Source organism: Cohnella thermotolerans DSM 17683 (genome assembly GCF_000429825.1).
GTDB classification, from domain to species: domain Bacteria; phylum Bacillota; class Bacilli; order Paenibacillales; family Paenibacillaceae; genus Cohnella; species Cohnella thermotolerans.
This window is the reverse complement of the sequence record NZ_AUCP01000037.1, coordinates 53,131-65,543: the sequence shown is the minus strand read 5'-3', so window position 1 is coordinate 65,543 and position 12,413 is coordinate 53,131. Positions and strand designations below refer to the sequence as shown.

The 12,413-nt window shown below is 53.9% G+C and carries 13 protein-coding genes and 4 pseudogenes; 10 read left to right on the top strand and 7 right to left on the bottom strand.

The features are described from left to right. A partial coding sequence (locus G485_RS28845; protein WP_027091957.1) for a hypothetical protein occupies positions 1-186 on the top strand: 186 nt, incomplete at its 5' end. 45 nt (positions 187-231) lie between these two features. Here the strand turns inward: G485_RS28845 and G485_RS25465 are convergent. The 4 genes and pseudogenes from G485_RS25465 to G485_RS25450 form a co-directional block, all read right to left on the bottom strand. Beyond that, positions 232-1,275, bottom strand: coding sequence for a PucR family transcriptional regulator ligand-binding domain-containing protein (locus G485_RS25465; protein ID WP_035155144.1), 1,044 nt, complete (start codon positions 1,273-1,275; stop codon positions 232-234). Positions 1,276-1,360: 85 nt separating this feature from the next. Next, positions 1,361-1,795, bottom strand: coding sequence for a TIM barrel protein (locus G485_RS25460; protein WP_240489085.1), 435 nt, complete (start codon positions 1,793-1,795; stop codon positions 1,361-1,363). Positions 1,796-1,873: 78 nt separating this feature from the next. Beyond that, positions 1,874-2,646: pseudogene (locus G485_RS25455) on the bottom strand (LLM class flavin-dependent oxidoreductase). Further along, positions 2,607-3,125 (bottom strand): response regulator transcription factor, encoded by a 519-nt coding sequence (locus tag G485_RS25450; RefSeq protein ID WP_035155138.1) that lies wholly within the window; start codon positions 3,123-3,125, stop codon positions 2,607-2,609. Before G485_RS25450 ends, G485_RS25455 begins: the two are co-directional and overlap by 40 nt. 116 nt (positions 3,126-3,241) lie before the next feature. On the opposite strand from G485_RS25450, the gene G485_RS0106890 reads away from it, so the two are divergent. From G485_RS0106890 to G485_RS0106875, 5 genes and pseudogenes are all read left to right on the top strand, one after another. Then, positions 3,242-3,814: an FMN-binding protein gene (locus G485_RS0106890; RefSeq protein ID WP_027091954.1), complete on the top strand. Its 573-nt coding sequence runs from the start codon at positions 3,242-3,244 to the stop codon at positions 3,812-3,814. Between the two features lie 15 nt (positions 3,815-3,829). Further along, positions 3,830-4,711: an FAD:protein FMN transferase gene (locus tag G485_RS0106885; protein ID WP_027091953.1), complete on the top strand. Its 882-nt coding sequence runs from the start codon at positions 3,830-3,832 to the stop codon at positions 4,709-4,711. 3 nt (positions 4,712-4,714) lie between these two features. Further along, complete coding sequence (locus tag G485_RS25445; protein ID WP_051318085.1) at positions 4,715-5,575, top strand: RnfABCDGE type electron transport complex subunit D; 861 nt, start codon at positions 4,715-4,717, stop codon at positions 5,573-5,575. Positions 5,576-5,656: 81 nt separating this feature from the next. Next, positions 5,657-5,808 (top strand): annotated as a pseudogene (locus G485_RS30805) (ferredoxin family protein); the annotation flags it as partial. 134 nt (positions 5,809-5,942) lie between these two features. Next, on the top strand, positions 5,943-6,410 hold the full coding sequence (locus G485_RS0106875; protein ID WP_027091952.1) for a ferritin-like domain-containing protein: 468 nt from the start codon (positions 5,943-5,945) through the stop codon (positions 6,408-6,410). Between the two features lie 130 nt (positions 6,411-6,540). Here G485_RS0106875 and G485_RS0106870 read toward each other — a convergent pair whose 3' ends face one another. Both G485_RS0106870 and G485_RS25440 read right to left on the bottom strand, forming a co-directional pair. Continuing rightward, a complete protein-coding gene (locus tag G485_RS0106870) occupies positions 6,541-6,738 on the bottom strand; it encodes a tyrosine-type recombinase/integrase (RefSeq protein ID WP_027091951.1) in 198 nt (65 codons plus the stop codon). 46 nt (positions 6,739-6,784) lie between these two features. Further along, positions 6,785-7,259: pseudogene (locus tag G485_RS25440) on the bottom strand (ATP-binding protein); the annotation flags it as partial. 8 nt (positions 7,260-7,267) lie between these two features. Here G485_RS25440 and G485_RS0106860 point away from each other — a divergent pair. The 4 genes and pseudogenes from G485_RS0106860 to helD form a co-directional block, all read left to right on the top strand. Continuing rightward, positions 7,268-8,062, top strand: a pseudogene (locus tag G485_RS0106860) (IS3 family transposase); the annotation flags it as partial. A 496-nt stretch (positions 8,063-8,558) separates the two neighbouring features. Beyond that, positions 8,559-8,930 (top strand): hypothetical protein, encoded by a 372-nt coding sequence (locus G485_RS31325; protein WP_338027740.1) that lies wholly within the window; start codon positions 8,559-8,561, stop codon positions 8,928-8,930. Beyond that, on the top strand, positions 8,872-9,285 hold the full coding sequence (locus tag G485_RS31320; RefSeq protein WP_338027739.1) for a UvrD-helicase domain-containing protein: 414 nt from the start codon (positions 8,872-8,874) through the stop codon (positions 9,283-9,285). The genes G485_RS31325 and G485_RS31320 overlap by 59 nt, the downstream gene beginning before the upstream one ends. Positions 9,286-9,324: 39 nt before the next feature. Then, positions 9,325-10,677 carry an RNA polymerase recycling motor HelD gene (helD, locus tag G485_RS31315; RefSeq protein WP_338027738.1) on the top strand — a complete coding sequence of 451 codons (1,353 nt, stop codon included), beginning with the start codon at positions 9,325-9,327 and terminating at the stop codon, positions 10,675-10,677. 192 nt (positions 10,678-10,869) lie between these two features. Here helD and G485_RS0106845 read toward each other — a convergent pair whose 3' ends face one another. Beyond that, on the bottom strand, positions 10,870-12,228 hold the full coding sequence (locus G485_RS0106845; RefSeq protein WP_027091949.1) for an NAD(P)/FAD-dependent oxidoreductase: 1,359 nt from the start codon (positions 12,226-12,228) through the stop codon (positions 10,870-10,872). Positions 12,229-12,413 lie beyond the last annotated feature (185 nt).

The following is a 12,413-nucleotide window of genomic DNA, read 5'->3' as shown; positions in this document are numbered from 1 at the left end:
AAACGCAAGTTGGGTTTGGGCCGAATTTGCTCCCGCGGTGCTCATACAAGTTTAACTGTCATCGCTATCCAGTTTCTGGTTATGAACCTGGAACGGCGACTGCGGGTTCTTTTTTTCTCTTTTTTCAGATTCATTGCGTTCCGTCCGATTTTTTGCATGAAAACCGCAAAGAAAATCACGGTCTAGGCTCATGCGTTGGGAGCAGCTTAAATTGATCTTGTTCAGCAAGCCCTAAATAATCTGTTTGTTCATCAAGGCGGGAATGAGGAAAAATCCTTCTTGTTCAAATATCGTACGAGCAATCCCGTTTTTTTGAATCAGGGCCGTTTCAAAATCGGGCGACCGCAATGTTTTTAGTTCGGGTTCGAAGACAATGACCGTATTTTGACCAGGCTTGTACGTCGGTATCAAAGATAGGATATATTCCTTGATCTCTTTTTCCTCATGATTGCCGGCCAACCAATCGTGAACCCATTGATTTTGCCTGTACATTCTTCTTTCTTCCCAAAAGATGGTCCGCATCTGTTCTTGCGCAACCGCGGTAGCGCAGCGGTCCAGAGCGAGAAGATCGTATTTGTCCAGGCTCTCTTCCGACCAAATGAGCAACTCTCCGATTTCAAAGCCCATCACGCGAATTTGATGGGTGCTGACTCGCGGGTCTTGTTGTTTGTTCAACGCCAACATTTGCTCGAGGATTTTTTGCTGCCGATCAAGGGGAAGGGAAGGTACGCATAACGGCTTTCCTTCCAACGGCAGGTATACGATCGGCTTGCTTGTCGTGTCATGGAAAAGGTTGAGCAGCGGCTGCAATCCTGTCCCCGACAGAATCAGCTCGTTAAAACGTACGGATAAATTCTCCAGTTCCGCGATCTTCTTCTGCTGAAGGTTGATGATCCACGTATGAATGTCGCGGGTGATGTCGATATAACGAATTTCATGGGTGATCAAAATCAAAGGAAAGTCGGCTTGCTCCGCCATTCGTATCATGGCATCCGGAATGCCGTTTATCACTCTTCCGATCTCGATGCACAGCCCGGAAGCGTTGCGGTCCATAATTTGCCGTAAAAAAGAAAGGCTCATCTCTTCGTTATGCTGCCAGACCAGACCGGTTGTCAGAATCAGCTCATTTCCGTTCAGCAGATGGCCGACTTCCGCGACTTCCAATATATGAACCCATTCCACCACACGCTGCAATGCTTTTTCGCTTGCGTAAACGGTCGATCCCTGAAAGTAAGGGCGCTGCAAAATATCCCGAACAGTCAACGAGTCTGTCATTCGTTCGAACTCCTCATCCCCGGCAATTACCGAGCCAGATGTGTTTGCCGAGTCGTTGTCTTCCCTTATATTAAGTTACGTTAAGTTACGGAAGCAATTTCAATTCCGCCCAGTGCGGATGTGCCTTAAGACGCCGTTCCATGTCGCGGAATGCCCGGAGCGAGCGACTCAGCTTCAAGTAAGCGTCGCCCCCCTCACTCCAACCCTGAAAGCCGATCATGCCTTGAAAACCGATCTTTTTCAGCTGCCCTAACAAAGCGAAATTGTCCAACTCGCCTTCGTCGAGCGGCTCGATCGTCGCAATGTTCCCAAAACCGTGCGGATTCCGACGGCTGCCGGACAGGTTCGCTTGTTTCAGGTATGGCGCCGCCGCTTCCAGTATGCCCGTTAGATTGGTTCCGTCGACGGCGTACCAGTGGTAGCCGCAGAACAGGATCCCCAACTGGGTATGATTCAGCCGCCGGCACAGACGCACCGCGTCCTCGTGGCGCTCGACCCACGGTAAGCCATAGTTGCGCACTCCTTCTTTGCAGCGAATCGGTTCCGCTTCTGTTTGACCCAGGGGCCCAATAGAAGCGTCGGTCAGTTGATCCCATATTCACGACACGCCATGCTGCTCGCCGCTTAACGCGGGAAAGTGCGGTAGAACTTCTTCTCCCAGTTCTTCGATCACTTCTTCAACAGGACGATGTCCGTATTTCAAGTTGATGATCACATGATTGACGCCCACATTTTGAAGAAGCCGAATGAATTCGATCAGCGGATTGCGCCCGATCCGGAACCCCAAATGAATGAATCGGGGCATGATTCGGGTCCTCCGCCAAATCGATATAGAGGGACTGACTGAAGGGTTTAAACTCATCGGTGAGCGAGCGCCAATGCTGAATCAATTCCGCTTGGAATTTCACGTTCCGGGGATAAGACATCCAACCATCGCTACTTTGGGCAATCCATTCAGGGGATTGCGAGCTGTGGCCGGTTACCAGCACGGGTATATCCGACAGGCGCGGTTTGGGCAGAAGATCGCCGTGAGACATATCGACACGCGGCGAACGGATCGCCGGAGAGCTCTCCTTCCACGCGGTTTTCATGACCGAATCGGCTTCTTGAAACAAAGCGCCGCGCTTTTCGAAATCGACGGAGAAGGCCGGATATTCGATCGGACGGTCCCCGGTCGCCACTCCGAGAACGAGCCGTTCGCCGGACAGGCGGTCGATGGAAGCGGCGGCTTTCGCCACGTGCAAAGGGTGACGAAGGTTGGATCTGCTTTTCGAGGTTCATTTCCGGAATGCTGCCTTCGTAGGATTCGATAGGAAAAAATAGCCCGAGAGTCAGATGGTTTTCTTGAAACATTTGTTGCAGAGAAAGCATTCCAGCAGTTCGTACTCCTTGACCGTCAAGTTCAACGGCGTGTCGCCGACGAACGCCGCCCTGACCGAAGGAACAAGTCGGACGGGGCCGCCGGTCAGTTCGCCTTCCTGCCCGATTGTGCCCTTCCGGCGCAGAACAGCCCGGGTGCGGGCTAGCAGCTCGGAGACAGCGAAAGGTTTCGTGACGTAGTCGTCCGCTCCCGCATCTAGCCCGGCCACCAGATCCTCCACAGCATCCTTAGCCGTCAGGAGAATAACCGGAATGTCCAATCTTTTGGCTCTCAGCTTGCGGACGATATCGATTCCGTTCATTCCCGGCAGCATCACGTCGAGAACGATCAAATCGTGAACGGCCTGTTCAGCCCAATACCATCCTGCATCGCCCGTATCCGCTCCATCGGTCGCGAATCCTTCGCCTTCGAAGACATCGCGAACGATTCGAAGCAGGGAAGCGTCATCCTCCACCACCAGCACCCGCATTCTGATCCCATCCGTTCCGGTGTCATCATCACATCCATCTTACCAGAAAGCCTGGCTTTAAGAAAATTTAAATATTGCCCTGCTACACTAGTCCTATGGCTGAAGGAGGGTTGGCGATGGCCAAAATGCAAAAGAAATGGATCGTTCTTTGTTCCGCCGCGATCGGCGTCATTTATGCTTCCGAGTATTACGCGTCGAACGCCCAGGCGTACCTGCCGCAACCGGGTACGGGGCTACAGGCGCCAGGCAGCCTGTCTTCGAACGGTCCGGCTTCCGGAGACAGTTCGCTACCCACAGGGAACCCGCTTTCCGGCAATTCGGCTCTTACGAACGAGGATGGCGAATCTTCAAACGACTCCGCTTCCGCTCTTCCGTCCGCGAGCGCGACGGCGTCGAGTCCGAGTCCAAGTTCGGCCAACAAACGCTACAATGACGGCACCTATACGGGGACGGGCAGCAATCGGCGAGGATATATTCAAGTCGCCGTCACGGTGAAGCTCGACAAAATTACGGACGTGGAAATCAGCGATTTCGCCATGCATTACTCCGAGAGCGATGTCGTGAACCTGCCGGACGAAGTGCTGCAGAAGCAAAGCTCGCAGGTAGACAACGTATCCGGCGCCACGTACAGCACGCGGGCTTTCGAGGATGCGGTGGCTGATGCGCTGTCGCAGGCTAGGATCAATTAAGGCAGTATGTGAACGATGCGAAAAACGAAATTGTATATGGATACCGTCGTCGACATTCAGGTAACGACCGAGCGGCCAGAGGAAGAAGCGGAAGCCGCGATCGAACGGGCTTTCTCGGCTTTTCGCAAGGTGGAGGACGCATGCAGTCGGTTTCATCCCGACAGCGAGCTCATGAGAGCTTGCCGGCGGATCGGCGTTCCGGTGGCGGTCGGGCCCTACTTGTTCGAACCGCTGAAGTTCTCGTTGGAGCTTGCCGACTGGACTAGCGGCGTCTTCGACCCGACGGTGGGTGGTACGATGGAGAAGTTCGGCTTCAACCGCCGCTACTTGACAGGCGAAATCGGGAACAATCCCTCAGACGATTCCGCCACTTATCAGGACATCGAACTGGACAAGCACAATCGGACTATGCGGCTTCGGAAGCCGATGGTAATCGATCTGGGAGCGGTGGCCAAAGGGTTCGCCATCGATCTGGCGGCACGGGAGCTTAGCCGATTCGAACGATTCATCGTCAACGCCGGCGGCGATCTGTTCGCGGGTGGGGCAGATGGGCGAAATAACGTCTGGAACATCGGGATCCGTCATCCCGAACGGCGGGACGACATCATTCAGACGGTCGACATATCGAACGAAGCCATCTGCACGTCCGGGAGCTACGAGCGAATAAGCGCCGCCGCAGACGGCGTTCATCATATCGTCAATCCGCGCACGAAGCGGTCGCCGAACGCCTGGGTCAGCTGCAGTGTCGTCGCTCCCTACGCCATGCTGGCGGACGCCTTTTCGACCGCCGCATTCTTGCTGGCGCAGGAAGAGGCCCTATCTCTCCTTGAACGGGCGGAGCTTCGCGGCGTTTTCATCATGCCGGATTTACGGATCGTCAAGGTTGGAGGAATGTGAGAAATGAAACCGAAGGTATGGCTCAAGTCGCCGAAAGGAAACGTTCTGCTGATCCTGCCCGCCTTCCTGGGAATCGCCTCTGCCGCTTCCCGCGATTGGGGTGGCGCGAAGAATGCCCTGATTGCGGTCGGATCGGCGGTTGCCTTCGACGTCGGCTGCTGCCTGATCGAGCGAAGGAAGCGAATTTTTCCCGACGGCGCGTTCATTACCGGCCTGATTGTCTCCTTGATCCTGAGCGTAACGTCCCCTTGGTACGTCGTTGCAGCCACCGCCGCCGTCTCCATTTTGTCCAAGCACCTGCTAGCCTACCGGAAAAAGCCGCTTTTCAACCCGGCGGCGTTCGGACTGCTTCTGTCCGTTCCGATCTTTCATGCGCAGCAAAGCTGGTGGGGGGCGTTCGGGGATTTGCCGGGCTGGTTCCTGCCGGTCGTTCTGATCGGCGGCTTCTGGGTGACCAACCGGATTCAGAAATTTCCTCAAGTGTTCTCTTTCGCAGTTGTTTATCTCCTCGCTCTGTTCGTCCTGGACGCCGGTGTACTCCCTTTGCACGCGGAAAGCTTGCGGACGGGCGGCTTTTATGACGCGCTGCGGCCGCCGTTTATCAACGCAGCGCTGTTTTTCGCCATGCTGATGCTGACCGACCCGCCGACTTCGCCGGCCAAAACGACGGACCAGATCGTATTCGGAGCGATCGCCGGCGCTGCGGGGGCCGTTATCTACGGGCTGTTTGGAGGGTTGATCTACTTGTACATCGGACTGCTGGCCGGCAACTTCTATCAGGTGTTACGATTCAAGTTCTCGAAACGCCCGGCGAAGCCTGCGCGTCCCGAATCTGAAATTCGATCTTATCGCCGTTTAAGCTAAATTAAAGATTGGTTCCTTATACTCGTGGTCAAGCTTTCATGTTCGAAAGCCCGCAGACAACAACCTTGGAGGGAACAACTCGATTATGACGATGAGGGGCTGGCGACGGCCATTTACGATAACGACCGAACAGAGGAGTAACGGCATTTCCCAAGAGTCTGCACGACGATCTGCAGGACGCCTTCGACGGATGCCCGACCGATTCGATCAAATGCAGCGACCGCCCCTTCTAAATCGGGACGCGATCCGAGAAGCAAGAGAGGAAGACACAGCATGAACGAATCGGACGGATACGAAAAATGCCCAGTCCCCGGACTGGGCATTCGCATATTCTAGGAATGAATCTTAATCAAAAGGAGTCATAAGTATGTATTGGAGTGCACCGGTTTACGGTTACCGCCAAACGTTCCAGCCGGTTTGGGCGACCACCTACGCCCATGCGCTGGATATGATCAAGGAAGCTGTGCAGGGTGAGCGGCACGACGAATTGTTCTACGATGACATGATCAAGTTGGCTCCGACGCAGGAACAGAAGAAGATCATCGCCTCTATTCGCGACGACGAGCGAGGACACAACCGCATGTTCAGAAGCATGTACAGAGAATTGACGGGACAGGATATCCCGCTCGCGGCCGAAGAGCCATACGAGAAGCCTCGCTCCTATCTGAGCGGGCTCGTTACGGCTCTGTTCGGCGAATTGGCGGCAGTTGAGAGATACCGGACCATCTGGTCGGCCCTGCCTCCCGGCGTCTACAAGGACACGGTGCTGGGGATTTTGATGGACGAACAGAAGCACGCGACGAAGTATAATTATTTGTACGCCTTGAACAAATGACCGAAGGCGCTCCAAGGCTTTCCCGGCTCGTTCGCGGGAAAGCCTTGCGGTCGCCGCGAGCCTTCGTTATTTTTTCCATCCAGCTTATCTAAGCCCTCATCTTGATGGCAAGGTGTGGGCTATTTGACGCTTACAGATCGGAGAGGAGCAGAGCGCTTAATTCGCTAAGCCGAATGCCGGTATCCAGCAATAACAGCATGATGATGTAGTCCCGCAGTCCAGTGAATCGACGGAGATTCGGTTGTTGGAGAATGCGCTCCACTTCCGCTTCCGTGAAGCAGATTGGCTCGTAAGGGGAGACCTGTTGAAAATTCCCCATTAGGATCAAGGACAGGCCTCCCTAGGGGGGCGGCCGCGGCGACAGAAAATTCCAGCTATTCTTTGTGATGCGCCTGCAACTCCGGCTTGAAAAATCCAGCTTTCTTCTTTTCTTTGATGCGATAGCTCTCCCCTTTAATGTTGATCGTTGTGGAGCAGGCGGTCCAGGATGGCGGTGGCCAGGACCGAGTCGCCAAAAATATCCCCCCATGAACCGTAGTAAGACTTGTTCGACGTCAAGATGATCGAGCCGGTCTCATAGCGTTCCGATACGATCTGGAAGAAGAAATGCGCCGCCGGTTCCTCCATCTTTCGGTAGCCGATTTCATCGATAATGAGCAGATGGGGTCTCGTGAGCACCCGCATTTTCTGCTTGATGGTCTGGTTTTGATAAGCCTGCTGCAGCATCTGCACCAGATCGTGGGCCGTGACGAAGTAGACCGTATACCGATGCTGGATCGCTTCCAGCGCCAAAGCGACCGCCAGATGCGTTTTCCCCGTTCCCGGAGGGCCAAGAAAAATGAGATTTTCAAGCTTGCGTTCAAGCCGATCTGCTGAGCCTGAATCGCTCCAGCCTGTACTACAAGCCGGTTCCTCCCTCCCCGGAGGAAATTCGCCTCAAGCACCGGATTGATGAGCTTTACACGCAGCATTCGTTCCAGGGCTACCGGAAGATTGCCGCCATTATGAATCGGGAAGGAGAGGTGATCCACAAGAACACGGTAAGGCGCTACATGCGGGAAATGGGGCTCATGGCCATCTATCCCGGCCCGAACCTGAGCAAGCGCGATCTGCAGCACCGGATCTATCCTTATCTCCTCCGGAAGCTGCTCATCACACAGCCTGATCAGGTGTGGTCTGTGGACATCACGTATATCCGGATGAAGCACGGCTGGATGTACCTATACGCCATTATGGATTGGTATTCCCGCTATATCGTAGACTGGCAGCTGGACCAGAGCCTTGAGATCGAGTTCGTACTGGAGACCATGAAACGGGCACTGGCGCGGCGTAAGCCGGGGATTATCAACAGTGACCGAGGCAGCCATTTTACGAGTCCGCAGTATATCGATCTGCTAAAAGAAAACGAGGTTCGGATCAGTATGGACGGCAAAGGCCGTGCCAAGGACAACATCGTCATTGAACGCTTCTGGCGCAGCCTGAAGTACAACGAGGTCTATATCAACGACTACAACAGTCCGCGAGAGACGAGACATGGTGTGGAAGGCTACATCCATTTGCACAATCACTATCTGCCGCATCAGTCTCTGCAAAACCATACGCCAGCTGCTGTGTACAACCGGGACGTTATCCTGTTACCCACATGTGAATGATCAAAGAAAAAATTTGATACATTATACGTAAATGGCAACTCTTTCGAATCAGAACCGAATAAGGAGGATGATGGGTAGTAAACTTCCCATTTGATTTTCATTAAACCGTTAGCTGTTGCAGACGTACCTGTGCTGCTCTCATATTGCACCGTCGTTTGGAGTGTCAGATAATGGTGGGGCACGAGCGAATGAAGTCTGCTTCAAGCTGCCGATGGCAACCGGTTGCCGAGATATAGAGCCGTTTCCCCGATATCCTGTCTGATATTGAAACAAAAAAACCGGCGAAGCCAGCCGGTTTGGAACCTGATATAAAGATTTGCACACCAAAAAGCACTGTGGTATGATTGAAACGCCACCGCAATAATTTTATAGTATAACCCATTTTAACTTTATTACAATTTCATTTTACCACACGGATGCGCGGTTTGTCAAATGTTCTTTTACTTCTTGTTCTTTACTTCTTCAAACGAATAGGAAAAGGAGCGTGTTCGGGACGATGGTGAACGCCAAGGAGTGGCAGCGGGAAAGCTTCACCGAGCAAGTCTACATTGGCGTATCGTCTTTCGTGGACGAAGACGCGATGAATTTCCTGGTGTATGACTGGCGTACGCCGATTGCGAGTTTATACTATGACTATCCGCCGGGGGCGGCCGCCTATGAAACGCCGGGCGGACGCGTTACCGGGACGATGCTGCTGAAGCGGCAATACCGGATTCGTGACGGGCAGCTTCGCCATTTGTTCGACGCGAGTGTCACGATCGGTGACGAAATGCTGCAGCAGTGCCCTCAGCCAAGGGGCGGATGCGCAGATGAGGAGCATCGTGGCGACGATCCAGAAGGAACAAAATGCCATCATCCGCGACGATAAAAATCGAATGCTTATTGTGCAAGGGGCGGCCGGCAGCGGAAAGACCTCCGCGGCGCTGCAGCGGGTGGCCTACTTGCTGTACAAACACCGCGAACGGCTCAAGGCCGACCAGATCGTGCTTTTCTCGCCCAATCCGATGTTTAACAGCTACGTCTCGACCGTCCTGCCTGAGCTCGGCGAGGAAAATATGCAGCAGACGACATTCCAGGAATATCTCGACTATTGGCTTGGAGCGTCGCTGCGGCTTGAGGACCCGTTCGATCAGATCGAATACGTCCTGACAGAGCAGTCCGAGCACGGGTATGAAGCCCGTCTGAGCGGGATCGTGTATAAGGCCTCAGAAGCTTTCCTGTAAGTTCTTCACAACTATGCGTTATGGCTGGAGCGGGAAGGGATGCGATTTATCGGCATCCGCTTCCGGGACCGCGATCTGATCACCGCCGAGCAAATAAAGGCGCAATTTTACAGCTACGACACTTCTGTCCGTCTGGCCAATCGTATCGTTTTATTGCGGGAATGGCTGCTGGAGCAGCTGACTTCGTTGGAGCGCAAGGAGCGGGAGGCGCCTTGGGTGCAGGAAGAGCTTCATTACCTTGACAAGGAGCAGTACGCCGAAGTGTTCGACGCGCTGCACAAGGAGCGGGAGGTTTTCGATTTTGCCGAACGATACGCCGAAGTCTTCGAGATATTGCACAAGAAGCGCCGGCGGGACGAAGGGGACTTCGACTTTGCCGATCGGGAGGAAGAGCTGCTCCGGCGCATGATCGTGAAAAAGCGCTTCAACCCGCTAAGGCAGCAGGTGAAGCGGCTGAAGTTCGTCGACGTGAGGGGGCTGTACGTCCAGTTGTTCGGCGATGTGGACGTTTACCGGGAGATGACGCATGCAGCCGATGTCCCCGAGCACTGGCCGGCCATCTGCGCGCAAACCAAGGAGAAGCTGAACCGGGGCGAGCTGTTCTACGAAGATGCGACGCCGTATCTGTACTTGCAAGAGCTCATCGAAGGCGCGCGGACGAACATGGAGGTGCGGCATCTCTTCGTCGATGAGGGACAGGATTATTCGATGTTTCAATACGCATATCTCAAAAAGCTGTTCCCCCGCGCTCGCATGACGGTGCTCGGCGATTTCGGCCAAGCGATCTTCCCGCAGGCGACGAATCTGCACGAGGCGGATTCGCCGCTGTTCCGGCTTTACGGCGAGGCTGAGACGAGCCTGTTCCGTCTTGTGCGCAGTTATCGCTCCACCCGCGAGATTGTGGCGTTCACGAGGATGCTTGTGCCGGGCGGCGAGGAGATCGTGCCCTTTGAGCGGAGCGGCAGGAAACCGCTTCTTGTCCAAGCAAGCAGCAGCGAGGAGCGGACGGTTCGCATGGCGGAGCACCTCGCGGCGCTTTTGGCCGAAGGCTTCGGCTCCATCGCCGTCATCACCAAGACCGCGGCCGAAAGCAGAGACGCTTATGCTCTCCTGACGGCTCTGGGCAGCCTTGAGCTGCGGCTGATCACCAAAAAAACGCCCGACTTCGAGAAGGGGGCGATGGTGATTCCCGTATATCTCGCCAAGGGAGTAGAATTCGACGCAGTGCTGATCTACGACGCTTCTGCACAGACGTACTACCGGGAAAACGAACGCAAGCTCTTCTACACGGCATGTACGCGCGCGATGCATCGGCTGCTGCTCTACTCGGTAGGAGAATGGACGCCCTATCTCCAGGCGCTGGATGAGGCGTTGTATGAAGTGGACCAGTAGCAAAGTCCCCAGAAAACAAGCCTGTTTCCATCTCCAAAAACGCAACGAAACCGCCGCGGTTCCACGGGCCTGGTCATCCGGTCAAGGGAAGGTTCAAAGATGAACCTTCCTTTTTTGAAAAAAACGCGCCGGATTTCAGAGTTGTTTCGATACAAGATGCGGGATCTGCTGATCATTCATTGACGTGATCGGCTAGTTCCGGCTATTCCCAGATCGGCCCAACGCGCGTCCCACATATAAACCGCTGGCGGCAGCTTGAGATAGAGAATGGGTCGTGCCGGAGCAGTCTCCGATCACGTATAGGTGACGGATACAGGTCTCAAAACGTTCGTTGGTCTCGACACCGGGCGAATACAGTTTACCGTCAATGGCATAAAGAAGGGTATCTCCGTCAATCGGCTCTCCCAGCAGCGTTTCCAATGCTTCCAGAAACTCCAATGTCGCCCGGATATAAAGTTCCGGAACTTCTCGCCGTAGATCGGCAAAATCGGCTTCAAGAGTCGGTACGATAGCGCTGGTTTGATCGGGGCCATACACGACGGAGCCTGTCCGCAAATCACCAAGCCGTTGAACCGCAATTCGGCCAATACCGCGATTGATACCTCCGACCACTTCCCGCAGATACCGATCTGCCTCTTCGAGCGATGAAAAGTAGGACGGAATAAATAAGCTAAAGTTCAAGTTCTTTGAGCTTTCCTTCTGTTCCCGGTAGTTCTGCCCATCCGGCATGGTCAGCCCCTCTTGGTGCTTGAAAACAACCCTCCCGTGAGGGTTCATGCAATAGGTGGTCGCCGAATAATCGTTACCTTCGAAGCGCAGCTTGATCTCGAATGTTCGATTCAATAATGAATCTAACTGATTGCCGCGCATTTCGATACGCAAACCCAAATCAACTCTTGATTCTCCCGGTTTAAGACCAAGGAAATGGCATTGCCGGGAAAACCACTCTTTGCCGCTGCGTCCGGTTGCGATGATCAGCTTGTCTGTCTCGATGATCTCACAATGGGAGGTAACGAGCCTGAATCCGCCATTCTTCCGATTGTAGATCTTAAGAACCTCTGTCTCAAGCCGCCAATCCATCCGGTTTTCCAAATAATTGTACATCCCTTGAAGCACATGCCGCGAGAGTTCGGTCCCCAAATGCCGTGTTTTGGTTGTCAAAACGTCAAAGCCAGCCTTTTTCGCTCTTTCGACAAGATCGGGATCTCCGGTGTAATACACCTCGGCTTGGCTGCCCCCGTACCGGCACAGAAGATGGTCCACTTCATCCATAAGCTGCAAAGCACGGCGATAGCCTACTTTTCGCTCAAGATAGCCTCCAAAGTCATTCGTATAGTTGTACTTGCCTTCCGACAATCCCAAACCACCGAATCCCACATACTTATCGCACGCATCACAGCCGCAACTTTGACCGCGATCCAAAGGGCAGTTGCGTTCCTCAAGCTTCTTCCCTTTATCGATCATCAATATGCTTTGACCGGTTCCGGCCAATTCATGCGCGGCGAAGATCCCGCTGACTCCGGCTCCAATAATTACGATATCATATTCCATACAGCTTTCCTCCGATTCGCTGTCTCCAATTGTAAGGGGTAACTTAGAAGAAAAGCAAACGAACGTAAACCGCAAGGCGGAAGTCCGGCCATCGATCATCGAAAGAGGCTTAATGCCATGTTGTCCGTAAGACGACCGAAAGATGACAACATCGTCCGCATGCTCTATATCGCTTTGCGTTATCC